We start from the raw sequence: 16327 nt of genomic DNA, 5'->3' as shown, positions 1-16327 counted from the left end.
TATGAAATTGAGTACAGAATCCCTCGATTTAATTATCAGAACCCTTGCTAAAAGACTATTTACAGACAAAAATTCAATTATTCGGATTAAAGCCGCTCAATCCTTAGCTAAACTTGCCACCGAAAAAGCCATTCCCACTCTATGCCAAGCCCTAGAAATTGAAGCCGATCTTAATGTCAGTTTTGCCATTATGGATGCTATAATTATCATCAGTAATCTTCAATCTTCTAATCTTATGTCAGAAACTTCTAAATATGACCTTCGTGGAGCAAATATTGCTAACTTTGCCGATACGGTGCAAGGAGATCAAAAAGCAGTTCAACATAATTACGCCACACCCCAAAATTTAGCCGAAGCCGCCCAAGAAATTCAACAACTTATCAGCCAACTCACCCAAACTTATCCCACTAATACCGAAGTTGAAAAAAAAATTTTTGTCGCACAAATTGACGCAGAAATCAAGAAAAATTCTCGCCTAAGAAGCATTTTAATCACGGGAGGAATTGAATTAATTAAAATCCTCTGTCCTCCCCTCGGTATTCCCATTGAAATGGGTAAAAAATGGCTAGAAACTGCTAATTTAAGTGAGTAAACCGAGAGGTTTAATAATCTTCTAATGATACAAATCCCGAAGTCCGCCGCTGATGGGTTTTATTTTTGAATTAGCACAATTATAACCATAAGTCAAGCTTTTTTGATGATAATTAACTTTTTTGTTGGTGATATCTTGACCCTGTTCCAGTTTTGGAGACAACCAGTATTTCTATTCTAATAAGGTCTCTTTAATTGTTGTTAAAACTTTGCTATCTTTGACCATCCAAGCATGAAGCAATACCGGAATGGAAATTTCTTTGCCCACCGATAAACGAGAACTATGGGCGGGAAATATCATTAAATCGTAGGGAGTCCAGATAATTGTGGTTTTAATTTTATTTAAAATTTGTTGACAATCTTGATTTAAATCCTCTAGAAATTGACTCCCCGGCTGCATTTGTCTAATCCCATCTAAAGGTAAACTATACGCGGTTAAAGTGCCTCGATTCGGAGCAGAAATATTTAGGTAACGTTGCACTCTTTCCACTCCTCCCAATCTTTGCAGGTAGTAGCGGGTAATTAATCCTCCCATACTAAACCCAATCAGATCTACTTTCTGCTCTTTAGCAAAGTTTTTCTCGATATAATTATCTACCTGACCCGCTAAAACTTCTAACTTTTCGTAACCATGATTGGGAATTAGGTTAAAACTATGCACCTGCCAACCATGATAGTTTAAATACTTGCTCATCGGTTTAAAAACAGCAGTAGTGTCCAGAAAACCATGCACCAAAACAACGGGATTCATAGTTGAGATTTTATCCTTAAATTCTGAATCTATTCTAACGGTTGATCGGGGTGATGAGCGAAAAATTTTTGGGAAGAGCCTATCTACTAGGTACGGCTACCGGCAACTTCTAAGGATTAGGGAAAAAACCAAAAAGTTTAGCGGCACCTCCTAAAATAGCGACTACCAATGCTATCAGAATCCCTCGATTGGTTAATTCCTGATAGGCAACTCTTGCAGTTAATCCATTGATTTTTTCGTCTAAAGTCTTAATATCTCCCTTGAGTTCGGCCTGTCCTATTTCTACTTTAGTTAACCGGTCTTCTATCTTGTCAAATCTCTCATCAATACGTTTTTCCAGAGAGTCGATTTTCTCATCAATACGTTTTTCCAGAGAGTCGATTTTCTCGTCAAGGCGTTTTTCCAGAGAGTCGATTTTCCCCTCAATCCTTGTCAGGACAGCTTCTAGGGAATAAGTGACAGTTTCGTTAGACATTTTGAGCCACTCCAAAAGTCAAATCTTCAGGGCTAAATGCTGGAGGCTATATCTTACCGAAAAATCAGGAGTCTATAGGCGGACACGGATTCCCATTATAAGAAAATTATAATTCAAGACTTGAGTTTTTGTCAAGCTTTTTTTGACAGCAATCAATGGCAAGAATTTCGGGAAAGTATTTAGCCACCGATGCCTAACCGTCCTGCTAAACTAGGGCTTAAAGGAATCAGAGTCGCTAACATTAAAAAGAGTAGTAATAAACCCCAACCAGCGCGTTTGTCATCGGGTTCGGTTAACTCATTTAAACTAGGTCTTTCCAACTCTCTTTGTAAAAAAGCGACTAAAATTGTCCAATAGAGAGGAATGGGATTGCTAGAATTAACTAAGGAAATAATGCCTAAAATGACCAAAGTGGCGACAGTGGTACGGCGGGCAATTTTGCGACCATAAATAGCTTGAACAATTCTGCCACCATCTAACTGTCCTGCGGGCAGTAAATTAAGGGCGGTAATCACCAATCCTAACCAACCGATAACAGTTAAAGGATGCACGGAGATAACGGCATTTTGTAACTCGTCGCCCAAAACTATCCGCGCTAAAAAACTCACTAAAATTGAACTTTGGAAAAAGGTACTAGGGATTTGAAAAAGGCTGGCAGAATTAGATAAAGTTAGTCCAACAATTAATAAGATTAAAGAAACCAAACCTCCCAAAGCAGGACCAGCGAAAGCTATATCAAATAGAACACTGCGGTTAGGTAATAAAGATTCAAAACGAGTAATTGCCCCAAAAGAACCAATCTGCCAAGTGGGAAGAAAATAGGGTAAACTGAGACGAACATTATGGCGTTTAGCGATAATTAGATGACCGATTTCGTGGGCAATTAATACCGACCATAAACCCAAACTCAGGGGAATTGCTTCTCGATATCTCTGCCAATTACTAAACAAATCAAAACCCAATAAAATTCCCGCCGCTTCTAAGCTGGTGACAATAGTGGCTACTAACAAAACTAAAGAGAGATTTTTTTGAGCAAGAGTGGCAGGACTAGGATCGTTAGTTTTGGGAAGGATAATTACCACAGGTTTTTCCTCGGTTCCTTCCACCAGAAATAAACGATATTTATCGCCAAAATGAACACTTAATTTCTGGGTTAAGCGAGAGTGAACGATATCTGGTTCTCCCCGTAAATTGCCTTTAAAAATTGCCCCTTCCTGAAAAGAGATAGTCTCGGTGGCAAAAAAAGTATCTATCCCAAAAATACTCTGAATAACTTTTAAATCCTCTTCGGTAATTGGAATCACATCCGGTACAATTACTGTCACCGCTGCCGTGGTTTCGAGAGGAGTAACGGACTGGCTAACTGCCGGGTTAACTTTCGGTTCAATTATCTGATTGGTTTTCAGTAAGCGTAAACGGTTGCCCAAATAAATATAGATAATGGTGGAAGCAACCAGTAAAAAGAGAATTACCGCTAGATTGAGATAAATTCCTGCCGCAAATAGCCCGAAAAAAATTAACCAAGGAGCTATGAGTACCAAGGATTGTAACCAAGCTAAAATTCCCAGTTGGCCGTAGGGTTTAGCCCGATAAAAACTCCAAGTCAAGATAGCACCAGCGACGAGGAAAATAACAGCGATCGCAGCAATTTCCGAAGAAATATTAACCATAGGAAAGTCAAAATCAATAGGTTTTTATCAATCAATTTGATTATAAGCTTGCAGGGCAGCCCGTAATTGACCCCGATGCTTTTGTAACAATTCTTGTCCTGCGGCCGCCGAAAGTCCCGTTTTCTGCATTAACAAAGCCAGTTTAACCCGGCGGCCACTTTTTTCCAGTAAAATAGCCGCTTCCTGGCGACTAACATCGGTAAGGTTGCAGATAATCCGCAGGGCGCGGTCATGGAGTTTATGATTAGTAACTGCCACATCGACCATCTGGTTGCCGTAAACCTTGCCTAACATTACCATTGTCCCTGTGGAGAGGATATTTAAAGCCATTTTCGTCACCGTTCCCGCTTTCAGCCGTGTGGAGCCGGCCAAAAGTTCCGGTCCAGTCAATAACCGGATATCCACATCCACCGCGATATCCACTTGTTCGGCGGGGACACAACTAATAGCAATCGTCGTCGCACCTCGCTGTTTTGCCGCCCGTAAAGCCCCATGAACGTAGGGGGTTGTCCCCCCGGCGGTAATCCCCACTACCACGTCTAATTCGTGAATTTCTCGCTGGGCAATAATCGCCGCCCCATCTTCCGCTTTATCCTCCAAATCTTCGGAACTACGCACCAGCGCCGCCGCTCCACCGGCGATAATTCCCTGTACTAATTCCGGGGGAGTGCAGAAGGTGGGGGGACATTCGGCCGCGTCCAAAACCCCCAGCCGGCCACTGGTTCCCGCCCCAATGTAAAAGAGTCTACCACCTTTAGCCAGAGCTTGACTGGTCAGGGAGATCGCCAGGGCCAATTCTTGCCGGGCCATGGCGATCGCTTTTAGGGTTTGGGCATCCTCGCGATTGAAGAGATCCACCAATTCGAGCGGGTTTAATTGGTCTAAATTTAGGCTATTTGGGTTAATTTGTTCGGTTAAAAGGTGTCCTCTGCTTTCCCACTGTTCCATAACGGTTTAATTGAGCTTTTCGTAAGATTATTTTCAGTATATAGCCAATCGGTGGGTAAAAAGCTTGACAATTGCCGCCCGAATATTAGATAATAGTAAATCGTGTCAATTCCTGCTCGGATCAGGTGAGGACATTAGCACAAAAGCTGGAATTTTTTTCAGCTACCTGTACGGCAAAACGAGCGCAGAAAATTCATGAGTTACGCAATTATTGAGACCGGTGGCAAACAGATTCGGGTAGAACCCGGTCGCTATTACGATATCGAACTTCTTCCCGTCGATGAACAAAGTACCCATACCATCGACAAAGTGCTATTAATCCATGATGAGGATGATATTAGCATCGGTCAACCCTTTATCGAAGGGGCCACCGTCGAAGGGACTGTCATGCAACATCGTCGGGGCAAAAAAGTTATTGTTTATAAAATGCGCCCGAAAAAGAAAACCCGTAAAAAACGCGGTCATCGTCAAGAAATTACCCGTTTTATGATTGATTCAATCAATTATAACGGTAAAACCCTAGTCGCCACTGCTGCTACCTCCGTCGCTGAAGTTGTAGAAGATAGTAGCGATGAAGAAGAATAACTTTTAGAATCAAAAAAGCATTTGGAGAGAAATTATGGCTCATAAGAAAGGTACGGGTAGTACCCGCAACGGACGCGATTCTCGTTCCCAACGCCTAGGCGTTAAGCGCTACGGTGGTCAAGTGGTAAAAGCGGGAAATATTCTCATCCGTCAACGGGGTACTAAAGTTCACCCGGGTAAAAATGTTGGTCGTGGTGGCGATGATACTTTATTCGCTTTAATTGATGGTGTGGTCAAATTTGAATACAAGGATAAAAGTCGCCGTCAAGTTAGCGTTTATCCTGCTAAAGTTAGCGCTAGTTAATCCCATCAACCCTGATTAATTTTTTCCCTGTAACCTCCTAACTCATACTAGGGGGTTTTTCAAATAATTTATATCTGTTGACAGACTAGACGGCTCTTCTCGACTTTGTGTGATAATTTTTGCTTATGGAATCGTGAAATGCTTATCGGGCAAGACTTTTAGGGCTATTTTGCAGATATTCTATCAGTATAGACCTCGTTTCCACACATAAACCAGAAGAGCCAAAGTGGCTCTCCCAAGTTTGGTGGGTAAAATGTATTCTAAGATACATTCCTCCTAGCGAGGGGGTGGAACGAACCACAAAGACACAAAGGACACAAAGATCGATCGCTTCTATGGTAAGTTAAACTTATCACACAGAACCTAGAAGAGTCGCCAATCTCTAGAAGACATTGATCAGATCCTCAAGCACAGGTTCTCGTAAATGTTCTCTTAAGGCATCCTGAGTTCCTAAATCCACAGAGCATCCCAGAATATCTTCTAAATAATACTGTACTTGCAGAAGTTGAAAAAAACCACCTTGTCGATCGAATTCTACTAACAAATCTACATCGCTATCGGCATCAGCTTCATCCCTTGCCACTGAACCAAATAAAGACAAAGATTTCACCCCTAGTTTTTGTAACTGTTCTCGGTGTGCCTCTAGAATTGCCAGCACCTCGTCCCGTTTCATTTGGTGTGTTCTTGAACCTGCCACCAATATTATAGCTTTGTCGGTGCAACCCTTAAACTGAAGCTGAAATCTTCCAAATCTACAAAACAAACTAATCACTGAAAACTCACATCTGATAACTGCTCACTGCTCACTGATTAAGCTGTAGCTTCTAAAAATACGCCTAAATTGCGGAATTTTTGATAACGAGATTCGCGCCGTTGTTGGGGTGTTAACAAAGATAAAGCCTCTAAATTTTCACTGATAGCGGCTTTTAAATTGGCTGCCGCTTTAATCGGATCAGCATGGGCCCCTCTGGAGGATTCAAGAACGATCTGATCGATAATATTTAACTCTTTTAAATCTTTTGAGGTAATTTTGAGGGCAACTGCTGCTTTATCGGATTTTTTGGCATCTTTCCAGAGAATGGCCGCACAAGCTTCGGGAGTCGCCACGGTATAGACAGAATGCTCTAACATTAATAGGCGATCGCCGACCCCAATGCCCAAAGCACCGCCCGAACCACCTTCGCCAATAACAGTACAAATGATCGGCACATCTAAACGGAACATCTCCCGAAGATTATAGGCGATCGCTTCTCCTTGACCTAATTTTTCCGCTTCCACCCCCGCCCAGGCGCCGGGGGTGTCAATAAAGGTTAAAATTGGCTGATTAAACTGATGGGCGTGTTCCATTAAACGCATGGCTTTACGATAACCACCGGGGGCAGCCATGCCGAAATTTCTAGCCACATTATCCTTAGTATCCCGGCCTTTTTGATGCCCGATAATCACCACGGGACGACCGTTAAAACGGGCAACACCACCCACAAGAGCGGGATCGTCGTAACCACCGCGATCACCGTGTAACTCGAACCATTCATCGGTGATTGCTTGAATATAGTCTAGGGTACTGGGGCGCCGGGGATGACGGGCTAATTGTAGCCTTTGGGAAGGGGTGAGATTGCTAAAAATTTCACGACGTAATTGATTAGCTCGTTCGTCTAGTTGACTAATTTGTTCCGAGACATCTACGCTATTTTCTTGGGCTAATTCTTTAATCTGTTCGATGCGGGATTCTAATTCGTAGAGGGGTTTCTCAAAATCTAGGAGAAAAATCTTTTTCTCGGTAGTCTCGTTTTTAGTCATAGGTTAGTGGCTATAAATTTACTTTAAGCTAATCTTTTCTAGCTTACCGTTTTTCAGCGATCGATTATCGACAGCTTCGGGATTACCGGGGGATGATTAAGGTTATTGATCAAAATTGGTTAATTGTGGTATGATAATAGATCGTGCCTTTTTCACCCCAAGGAGGATTAGTTATGGCAGGAAGTGAACTAAAAGCGGATCTATGGGTTAACGAATATATTACCCCCTGGGACATTTATAGTCATGGGGTTTCCCGGATTTTAGCCTACAAAAAAACCGCTTTTCAGGAGATGTATATTGTTGAATCGGGGGCCTATGGAAAAGCCTTGGTACTGGATGGCAAATGGCAATCTTGTACGGGGGATGAATTTATTTATCATGAAGCATTAGTGCAACCGGCAATGATTGCCCACCAAGAACCAAAAACTGCTTTAATTCTGGGAGGTGGTGAAGGTGCGACAACCCGGGAATTATTGCGTTGGAAAACAATCGAAAAAGTGATGATGATCGATATCGATGGGGATGTGGTAGAAGCTTGTAAGGAACATCTTCCCGAAATGCACCAAGGCACTTTTGATGATCCTCGTTTTCAGCTAGTTGTCGCTGATGCTTTAGAAGTTTTAGACACCACTAACGATAAATGGGATATTATTATATCCGATCTGGTTGATCCCATCGAAGAGGGTCCTTCTTTCCCCCTATTCACGAAAGAATACTTTGAAAAACTACAAAGAGTTTTGGCAGCAAATGGCATTGTTGTTGTCCAATCTGGCCCGGTTTCTCCTCCTTCGGTGATGTATCATGCGCGTTTGGTGAATACTTTAAAAGCAGTTTTTCCCTACGTTCATTCCTATTGCGCTCCCACTCCTAGTTATGGTTCCCCTTGGGGTTTTACTCTCTGTGCTAATCATCCTTTAAATACTCGTCCCGATCCCGATGTGGTAGATGAATTAATCACCGATACAACTACGGGAGGATTACGTTTAATTGATGGCATGAGTTTACTAGGAATGTTACAAACTCCTCTCTATATTCGTCAAGCAATCGCACAAAATACGGAAGTTTATACCCTGGCAAAACCCCCGAAATTCTTCGGTCAAGGAGTAATCAGTGACCAGTAATCAGTAATCAGTAATCAGTAATCAGTTATCAGTCATCAGTAATCAGTAATCAGTAATCAGTAATCAGTTATCAGTCATCAGTAATCAGTAATCAGTCATCAGTAAATAAGGGTTATAATTAGAAATCGATCGAGTCTTCATGATTAAGAATTGTTTGCAGAATTTCTAGGGGAACAGTAGCAAAGTATTGCTGGAGAAAGTTTTCTAGTGCCACCGCTTCTAGAAATTGCTCAATCTTATTAATTTTTGCCTCATGATTGACTAATTCAAAGGATAAATTTTCTTGATTTTTATTGACTTTAAAGCCATTTTCTGCTAAGGAAATTAATCCTAATTCTAGGGTATGATAACTGAGGTTTAAGCGGTTTTGTAATTGTTGACGGGAAATACTGGTTTTAGTTCTAGCTAAATATTTCCCGATCCCGACAAGGTTTATCCATGTGCTGTGAGCGGATTTTTTCAAAGGACTACTATAGGCAAGAACTAACTTTTTATCCCGTAAAATTGCCTGTTGATATTCCCGGGAAAGTTTTGTCCAATCCCGGGGACATTCCCAGAGAAAAAGGGGATTTAATTGGCTAACTTCTCGATTAATTTCTCGATGGCGATTGTCGATTAAAAAATCTTTTTTATTGCTATAGGTTAGGGATTCTTGTTGATAGGGATGCAAGGCAATTAAGCGAACTTCATAGCGATTTTTGTAGGTATTAAAATCTAATTCGACTAGGGCATCATAACGGGTATCGGCAGCAATTTCGTCTTTGTGATGACCCCACCACATACCGGGGAATCCCTGCTCGATTGAACTATCCCAGATCTCAAAAGTTGTCCGGGGATAAGCGATTTTTCTGCCCTTGAAATCTTCAAGATTTTTATGCCAAAGATTGTGAAAATAACAATTTTGAATTAATAACTTCGGTGTGGGATTACCCATCCCGCAGGGTTCCAGTAATTTTAATTCTCGAAATAGACTTTTTCCCAATTGGGAAACCGTCACCACTGCATCCACTTCTATCTCAGGAGAAAGGGAAGTTAAATCAATTCCTGTGCGTCGCAATTGTTGATTAATTCCCTCAATAAATAGGGGTAAATTTTCTATAGTTAAACTTAAACCTGCGGCCAAAGGATGACCACCAAAACGATGTAAAAGATGGGATTGAGAGGATACTAATTGATAGAGATCGATCTCGCGAATTGACCTAGCGGAACCCTTAGCAAAAGGTGGTTCACTGGTACTTAATAAAATTGTCGGTCGCTGGTATTCTTGGGCAATTTGTCCCGCAACTAATCCTAAAATTCCCGCCATCCATTGGGGATCATCTAAAATAATTACATTAGTGGTAGAAAGATCAATTATTTCTAGTTTTTTCTGAACTTGTTTAATAATATCTCGTTGGATTTCTTGGCGACGAATATTGGCTAATTCCGCTTGTTCAGCTAATTCGTGACAACGTTTTTCATCTTCACTGGTAAGTAATTCCACACAAAATCTAGCATCGCCATAAATGCGACTGACGGCATTAATGCGCGGTCCAATACCGAAGGATATATCCATCGGTCTATCTCCGGTTTTGTTACATAAATCGAGTAATTTTTTAACTCCCAAACGCTGAGTGTTTTGCAGTTTTTGAAGACCTTTTTGGGCTAAATAACGACATTCTCCCGTCAATTTGACTAAATCGGCAATTAAACCAATCGCAACTAAATCGAGTAAATTTTCTAGGGGTTTTCTGGGAATATCTGCCAGGGTTAAATACATCGCTTCCACTAATTTATAAGCAACGGCAACCCCAGAAAGATGATAGAAAGGATGGGTTTCCACAAAGTAGCGGGGATTAATCAGGGCAATCACCTCGGGGCGCTCGTCGGGTAGGGTATGATGATCGGTGATGATAATATCGATGCCTAAACTTTTTGCATAGTCAATTTCGGCGATATTCGTGCTTCCTGTGTCACAGGTGACGATTAAACGGGTTCCTTGATGCGCTAGTTTCTCGATACCGGGACAATTGAGGCCGTGGGATTCTTTTTGGCGATCGGGTATGTAATAATCTAACTGTTGATAGGGTGGGAAAAACTGCCCTAATCCTTCCCAGAGGACACTGGTAGCGGTGACACCATCGGCATCGAAATCACCCCAAATAGTCACTTTTTCGCCTTTATTTAGGGCTTTTTCCAGTCTTTTGACGGCGAAGTTCATTTCTTGCCCAAAATCAAAGGGAGTTTTTGACTGATAAGCTTTCTCATCCAGAAACGTCCCCAGAGTTGCCATATCCCGGACACCGCGATGCCATAATATTTGTGCTACGACGCTGCCATCCGACTCTGGGGTATAGTATTGGACTATTTTTAAAAACTCTTGGGGAAGAGCTACCGATGGGGGAATTTGCCAGTTAGACACGGGATATCAAGGAAAAGTAAAAAGTAAAAAAGGTGGCAGTCAATTTAGCCACCACTAACGGGGGGAATCAAAACTATCTCATCGCCATTTTTGAGGATTTTCTCTCCCGAAACAAACTGAAGATTGACTCCAAAACGAGTAACATCGCGCCATCTTTCTAATTGAGGATAGGGGGCTATAATATAGTTTAACACTTCTGTAACGGAAGTGTGGGCAGGAAATTCGAGGTTTAATTGTGAAGTTTGATAGACTTCTTGATAAATAGCAAATAGTTTCACTGTGATCGTAATCTTTTCCATCTTTACATCAATATTTTTCCTAGGATAATAACATCAATTGGGAACCCTGTTCGGTTTTGCGGACTTCGATGCGATGTTGAAAAGCTTCTTTAAATTGGGGCATATGGGTGACAGTCAAAATACAGGCAAAATCGGCGGATATAGCGTTAATTGCCGCAATTAAGCGCTCGCATCCTTCCGCATCCTGAGTTCCGAATCCTTCGTCAACAATGAGCATTTGTAGGGCTGTTCCGGCTCTTTGTGCCAATAATCTCGCTAAAGCTAATCGAATCGAGAAATTAATCCGAAAAGCTTCCCCTCCTGAATAGGTTTCGTAGGGACGAGATCCCCTGGTATCGCCAATAATAATATCTAAAGTATCGATTAACTTTTGTCGCTGTTTCTTCGTACCTTTACCGCTTTTTTGGGTTAAAAACTGCACATGAAATTGATTACCAGTTAAGCGAGCTAAGATATAATTAGTTTGTGCTTCCAACTCCGGTAAAACATTCTCAATCATCAGAGTTTGTAAACCATTTTTACCGAAAGCTATGGCTAACTCTTTATAAACTGTATATTGTTTTTTTACTTTAGCTAAATCGCCCTCTTTTTCTGTCAGTTGTTTACCTAAAGTTTCTAGTTGATGTAATTTTTCCTCAACCCGACCTTTTTGGGAGAGCAATCCATCAATTATCTGTCTTCGCTGTTGAATATTGGTCGATAATGCGGCTATTTCTTGGCGATAGTCAGTCAAAGTACCAATCTTTTGACTAATATTTGCTAACTCCTGATTCAGCTTCTGGCGATCCTGATTTCGCAGCTGTAATCTTTGCTCAATGTCAGCGATTTTAGCGGCTATTTCTGGATAATTTTTTTCTGCTTGTTGCCAGTCTTGATACTGTAATCTTACCCCCTGTAATTGTCGGATCAGATTTTGAATATTCTGATGTTCACTGCGATCATAATTTAAGTTTTGAATAAACTTTTCTAAGCTTTTAATTTCCTGTTTAAGTGGGGAATTTTGACATAGTTCTTGCTTCTCTTGTTCTAGTCTAGCTAATTGATTAATTAAATTAGGTTTCTCGGCCTTGATATTAGCTAAACGACGGTTTGATTGCTTAAGTTCTGATTCTTGAATTTCTGCCCAACGCCATCTTTTTTCTTCTCCTCTGACTAAAGCATGACTTTGTTCATCATAGTTTAAAAAGGCGATTTCTTGATTGACAATTTGTAATTCTTGCTGGAATTCTAGGGCATAATTACCACTGCTTAAAAGTGCTTCTAACTCGACAAGTATCTCCTCGGTTTTCTCTAGTTCTATTTCCTTTTCTTCAATAGTTTCTAACTTGACTTCCAACTGCACGTATTTTTGTTGTAGATTCGATCTTGCCGGCAATTCTTGTTTAATTTGGGCTAATTCCTCCCCTAAACGTTTTAAATCTCGATCGCAGTCTGCCATCCGTTCCTGTAGGGACCAGATTTGCTCTTGAATTTGTTCTTGATGTTGATGGGTTTTCCTGATTACTTGATGACGGTGATGACTGTCTAAATTCTGTTCACACAGAGGACAAACCGAATCGGGAATATTTAATTTTTCCAATTTATCACTTAACTCTAAAAGTTGTTCTTCATATCTTTTCTGTTGCTCCAATAAACTTTTTTTATCCACTTGTTTAAGAGTTTCCTTTTCTTCAACTCGTTCACAATAGGTTTGTTTTTTATCTAGTTCCTTAATTCGTTTGGCTAAATTGAGAGCTTCCTCTCTTAGTAGAGGAATACGATCGATTTCTGTCTCTAATTGTTGCCGATTTTTTTGCAATTGTTCCCAACGAGCATTGATCTTAGCTTTTTCCCGTTCCAACTGCATATTTAAATCAGCTTTTCGGCTATTTAAAGGAGCATATTTTAAAGCTAATCTATCCAATTCCTGAAGACGTTGACGATGATAATTTAACTTCTCTAATCCTGCTTGAATATCCCCCGCTTGCTCGATAATTTTTTGAGTTTCTTGTTCCTGTCTTCGCAATTCTTCTAAACGAGCGCTCGTTTGTTGGATGGGAAGGGTAAATTCGTTAATTTTTTGCTGTAATTTCTGTTCTAATTGTTGTTTATCATACTGGGCCTGTTGCCAAGCTTGCAATTGACTTGACAAACTTGCCTCTTTCTGGTCTAAATTACTTAGGCGCTCGTGTGCAGTAATAATGTCATTTTTGCGATGAAGAATAGTCCTTATTTGATTTAATTGATTGTCTAGACTAACTTTTTCCCGGTCTAATCTCTCGATTTCTGCTAATAAAGCTCGCTCCTGTTCTCTTTGCCACTGTAGCTGTTTTTCCCAATTCTGACGCTGATTTTCTTCCCCCTGTAGTTGCTGTAAACGCCGATTATTTACCTCTTGTTCTTGATTAATTTGGTTAATTTGGGTGCTTAATTCTTGCAGGTGTTCCTGATAAGAATTTTTCTCCTGAAGACGGAGTTTGATAGTTTCTACTTGCTGCTCGATCTGGAGGGACTGTCCATCAAATTGTTTCGATATATCCTTAGCTTTATTTGCTAAAATTTCATAGCGATCGAGTTGTAATAATTCTGCTAAAATCTGTTTACGACCACTGGGAGGCTGTTTCATAAACTCGTCCGCTTGTCCCTGTCGTAAATAAGCAGAATTAATGAAAGTTTTATGGTCTATTTTTAGATAAGTATTAATCTGTGCTTGGGTATCTTTAATACTTTTGCCCGACAAAGGACGAAAACTTTGATCATTAATCACCTGAAAATCTAAACCAGAAGCTTTTCCCCCCCGGTGACGACTACGGATAATTTTATAAATTTCTCCCCCATAACTAAACTCGAAATCTACCCGCGCATAATCGCTGCCCGCATGAATCACATCATCAGCAGTCGAGGTGCGACTTTCTCCCCAAATTGCCCAAGTAATTGCTTCGAGTAAAGAGGATTTTCCCGCACCATTGGCACCACAAATACAGGCCGTATGTAATCCGCGAAAATCTAGCACTGCCTCGCGATAACTGAGAAAATTTTTCAGGGTTAATTGTAGGGGAATCATAAGCTGGGAGAAATTATCAATTATGAAGTAGGGAGAGGGGGAGAAAGCAGTATAGGTTAGAAATTCATCAGAGGATAAAAAACTGGGGAAAAGATAGCTTCAGCGCAATACATCTGGGTGAATCTATTCGGTATCAATAACCTCCTCCTGCAATAACCTCTGATCAAAGCTTAACTGAAATCAAGCCGGGGACAAATGCGCTTTTTTTTGTTTCCCAGAATTTTCCTCACCATCATTACAACCTAGGCACTGTTCACAGATAACCGCCAGGAGTCGCCCGATTTGCTACTCTAAAGGAAAGATAACCGATTCTTAAGACCAAATCTATGAGCATTCCCGAAATTAGCGTCCATGAACTCGCTCTCCGTTTAGCCGATCATGATCCTAATTTACAACTTATTGATGTGCGCGAACCAGAGGAAGTTGCGATCGCATCTCTAGCCAGTTTTACCATTTTACCCTTGAGTCAATACCGAGAATGGTCGTCCACTATTGCCACCCAATTCAACCCCCAAGCAGAAACCCTCGTTATCTGTCACCATGGCATGAGATCCCTGCAAATGTGCCAATGGCTACAAAGTCAGGGTTTTACTAATGTTAAAAATATTAACGGTGGCATCGATGCTTATTCCCTCCTCGTCGATTCTAATATTCCCCGTTACTAATTTTGATCGCCCCCATCGGGAAAAGAGAGAGGCCAACTATCCCCTTTCTCCCCATTGAATACTGATAACTGATAACTGATTAAGCGTTATACTGTCTGAAAAAATGTTATAAATCTTTTGTTAAGATTATTCCCCTATGTCCGCTAGAACCCATCTCAGCGATCGCTATCAACATATCTTAAAGGCGACAATCCAACATTATATCGCCACGGCCGAACCAGTTGGCTCGAAAACTCTAATCGAGGAGTACAAATTTACTGTTAGTTCCGCCACTATTCGCAATGCTCTCGGTAAACTGGAAAAAGAAGGCCTACTCTATCAACCCCACACTTCCTCCGGACGCATTCCCTCCGATTGGGGTTATCGTCTCTACGTCGATGAGTTAATGACTCCCGATGACCGTATCGGCGAAAAAATCGGCTATTATCTGCATCAAAACGCTAAATCTCCCGCTTGGAGTCTCGAAAGTCTGCTGCAACGGGCCACCCAATTTTTAGCTGGTTTAAGCGGTTATATCGCTATCGTTACCCTCCCCCACACCCTCACCAATACCCTGCGTCATCTGCAATTAATCCCCGTCTCAGCCAGGCAGATTATGTTAATTATTGTTACAGATAGTTTACAAACACGCTCGGTTATGATCGAGATTCACGAGTCTATGGAAACGGACAAGGAGGATGGATTAGCAGAAGAATTACAAATCCTCTCTAATTTTCTGGGGGAAAAATTAAAAGGTTATTGCTTGGCAGATTTAATTAACCTCGATTGGCAGCAAATCGAGCGAGAATTTGCCCGTTATACCCATTTTCTCCAACAATTAAGCCAAGAAATCAGCGCTAGTCTCCAATCCACTGCCAACCCAGAGATTATCGTCCATGGTGTCGCTGAAGTCATTCGACAGCCAGAATTCGCCCAATGGCAACAAGTACAAATGTTACTGCATCTATTGGAAGCAGAACAGGATCGCCTTTTACCCCTGATTTTACAAAGACCAGAACCGGAAAAATCAGCTAAAAAAGTCAAAATCACCATTGGTTCCGAAAATCCTCTGGAATCCATGCGCCCTTGTACTCTTATCTCCGCTTTTTATAAACAGGGAGATACTCCCGTCGGTAGTGTTGGCATTATCGGACCCACGCGAATGTTATACGAAAATACTATTCCCCTAGTGGAATCCACCGCTAACTATCTCAGCGAGGCTATAAGTAAGTAGATATCGCCCGCAAAGGTTCGGGAATAGGACAATCGACAGTAAACTCTAAAATTGTCTCACCATCGCCCAAATAGCCAGAATTGGCAAAACAGAGCAACATCCGCACCAGCGCCACCCACACCTCCCCATCGAACTCCCAATCCTGTCCCCGACGCGCCCCACAGGCGATCGATTTTAGCGCCCAAAATTGACATCCTCGCCACCGTAAAACGGACGGCGATTCCTCACCACGCCACTTTTTTAGAATGGTCGCTGAATGGGGTTGACGCTTCACGGGATGCTGCTTCTTTAACAGAAGTCTTACGCTTTCCGACCCGTCCGTTTAAAGTCTCCGAATGTCCTCCGGCGACCTTGATATTTACCGCAGCGTTTACATCTCGATCATGAAAAGTGCCACAGAAAAGACATTCCCACTCACGGATATTTAACGCCTTTTTCCCGCCGATATTCCCGCAACAGGA

At 41.5% G+C, this 16327-nt stretch carries 17 protein-coding genes; 6 read left to right on the top strand and 11 right to left on the bottom strand.

Translation table 11 applies throughout. The features are described from left to right. The first annotated feature begins 1 nt into the window (after position 1). Positions 2–592 (top strand): HEAT repeat domain-containing protein, encoded by a 591-nt coding sequence (locus IM319_RS08480; protein ID WP_287735287.1) that lies wholly within the window; start codon positions 2–4, stop codon positions 590–592. A 171-nt stretch (positions 593–763) separates the two neighbouring features. On the opposite strand, the gene IM319_RS08475 is transcribed toward IM319_RS08480, so the two are convergent. From IM319_RS08475 to murQ, 4 genes are all read right to left on the bottom strand, one after another. Further along, on the bottom strand, positions 764–1342 hold the full coding sequence (locus IM319_RS08475; protein ID WP_286826924.1) for an esterase/lipase family protein: 579 nt from the start codon (positions 1340–1342) through the stop codon (positions 764–766). 109 nt (positions 1343–1451) lie between these two features. After that, positions 1452–1817 carry a DUF4164 domain-containing protein gene (locus IM319_RS08470; protein WP_287735286.1) on the bottom strand — a complete coding sequence of 122 codons (366 nt, stop codon included), beginning with the start codon at positions 1815–1817 and terminating at the stop codon, positions 1452–1454. A 179-nt stretch (positions 1818–1996) separates the two neighbouring features. Next, positions 1997–3487 carry a site-2 protease family protein gene (locus tag IM319_RS08465; protein WP_287735285.1) on the bottom strand — a complete coding sequence of 497 codons (1491 nt, stop codon included), beginning with the start codon at positions 3485–3487 and terminating at the stop codon, positions 1997–1999. A 27-nt stretch (positions 3488–3514) separates the two neighbouring features. Further along, a complete protein-coding gene (gene murQ, locus IM319_RS08460; protein ID WP_286826921.1) occupies positions 3515–4435 on the bottom strand; it encodes an N-acetylmuramic acid 6-phosphate etherase in 921 nt (306 codons plus the stop codon). 195 nt (positions 4436–4630) lie between these two features. Here murQ and rplU point away from each other — a divergent pair, with 195 nt between their 5' ends. Together rplU and rpmA are read left to right on the top strand one after the other, a co-directional pair. Further along, positions 4631–5020 (top strand): 50S ribosomal protein L21, encoded by a 390-nt coding sequence (gene rplU / locus IM319_RS08455; RefSeq protein WP_149989476.1) that lies wholly within the window; start codon positions 4631–4633, stop codon positions 5018–5020. A 34-nt stretch (positions 5021–5054) separates the two neighbouring features. Continuing rightward, positions 5055–5324, top strand: a complete 270-nt coding sequence (rpmA, locus tag IM319_RS08450) for a 50S ribosomal protein L27 (RefSeq protein WP_287735284.1) — start codon at positions 5055–5057, stop codon at positions 5322–5324. A gap of 382 nt (positions 5325–5706) precedes the next feature. On the opposite strand, the gene IM319_RS08445 is transcribed toward rpmA, so the two are convergent. Together IM319_RS08445 and accA are read right to left on the bottom strand one after the other, a co-directional pair. Beyond that, entirely contained in the window at positions 5707–5997 is a 291-nt protein-coding gene (locus IM319_RS08445) for a nucleotidyltransferase family protein (protein WP_287735283.1), read from the bottom strand. A gap of 137 nt (positions 5998–6134) precedes the next feature. Next, entirely contained in the window at positions 6135–7124 is a 990-nt protein-coding gene (accA, locus tag IM319_RS08440) for an acetyl-CoA carboxylase carboxyl transferase subunit alpha (protein ID WP_286826919.1), read from the bottom strand. A gap of 173 nt (positions 7125–7297) precedes the next feature. Here accA and IM319_RS08435 point away from each other — a divergent pair, with 173 nt between their 5' ends. Continuing rightward, positions 7298–8245 (top strand): methyltransferase domain-containing protein, encoded by a 948-nt coding sequence (locus tag IM319_RS08435; RefSeq protein WP_287735292.1) that lies wholly within the window; start codon positions 7298–7300, stop codon positions 8243–8245. A gap of 118 nt (positions 8246–8363) precedes the next feature. On the opposite strand, the gene recJ is transcribed toward IM319_RS08435, so the two are convergent. Genes recJ through sbcC form a run of 3 tightly spaced genes read right to left on the bottom strand, consistent with a single transcriptional unit; the run spans position 8364 to position 13988 of the window. After that, on the bottom strand, positions 8364–10646 hold the full coding sequence (recJ, locus tag IM319_RS08430; RefSeq protein WP_287735282.1) for a single-stranded-DNA-specific exonuclease RecJ: 2283 nt from the start codon (positions 10644–10646) through the stop codon (positions 8364–8366). Between the two features lie 44 nt (positions 10647–10690). Next, positions 10691–10945 carry a MoaD/ThiS family protein gene (locus tag IM319_RS08425; protein WP_004163207.1) on the bottom strand — a complete coding sequence of 85 codons (255 nt, stop codon included), beginning with the start codon at positions 10943–10945 and terminating at the stop codon, positions 10691–10693. A 19-nt stretch (positions 10946–10964) separates the two neighbouring features. Beyond that, complete coding sequence (sbcC, locus tag IM319_RS08420; RefSeq protein ID WP_287735281.1) at positions 10965–13988, bottom strand: exonuclease subunit SbcC; 3024 nt, start codon at positions 13986–13988, stop codon at positions 10965–10967. A gap of 326 nt (positions 13989–14314) precedes the next feature. Here sbcC and IM319_RS08415 point away from each other — a divergent pair, with 326 nt between their 5' ends. Further along, entirely contained in the window at positions 14315–14653 is a 339-nt protein-coding gene (locus tag IM319_RS08415) for a rhodanese-like domain-containing protein (RefSeq protein WP_287735280.1), read from the top strand. A gap of 136 nt (positions 14654–14789) precedes the next feature. Next, positions 14790–15866 carry a heat-inducible transcriptional repressor HrcA gene (hrcA, locus tag IM319_RS08410; RefSeq protein ID WP_287735279.1) on the top strand — a complete coding sequence of 359 codons (1077 nt, stop codon included), beginning with the start codon at positions 14790–14792 and terminating at the stop codon, positions 15864–15866. Here the strand turns inward: hrcA and IM319_RS08405 are convergent. Together IM319_RS08405 and IM319_RS08400 are read right to left on the bottom strand one after the other, a co-directional pair. Beyond that, positions 15853–16113, bottom strand: a complete 261-nt coding sequence (locus tag IM319_RS08405; protein WP_287735291.1) for a hypothetical protein — start codon at positions 16111–16113, stop codon at positions 15853–15855. The genes hrcA and IM319_RS08405 overlap by 14 nt on opposite strands. Beyond that, a partial coding sequence (locus IM319_RS08400) for a zinc ribbon domain-containing protein (protein WP_287734055.1) occupies positions 16091–16327 on the bottom strand: 237 nt, incomplete at its 5' end. The genes IM319_RS08405 and IM319_RS08400, both read right to left, overlap by 23 nt.

The sequence above is a fragment of the Microcystis sp. M113S1 genome (assembly GCF_020246945.1).
Classification (GTDB): Bacteria; Cyanobacteriota; Cyanobacteriia; order Cyanobacteriales; family Microcystaceae; genus Microcystis.
Note: the sequence above shows the minus strand (reverse complement) of the source record. Positions and strands in the feature narration are given on the sequence as shown.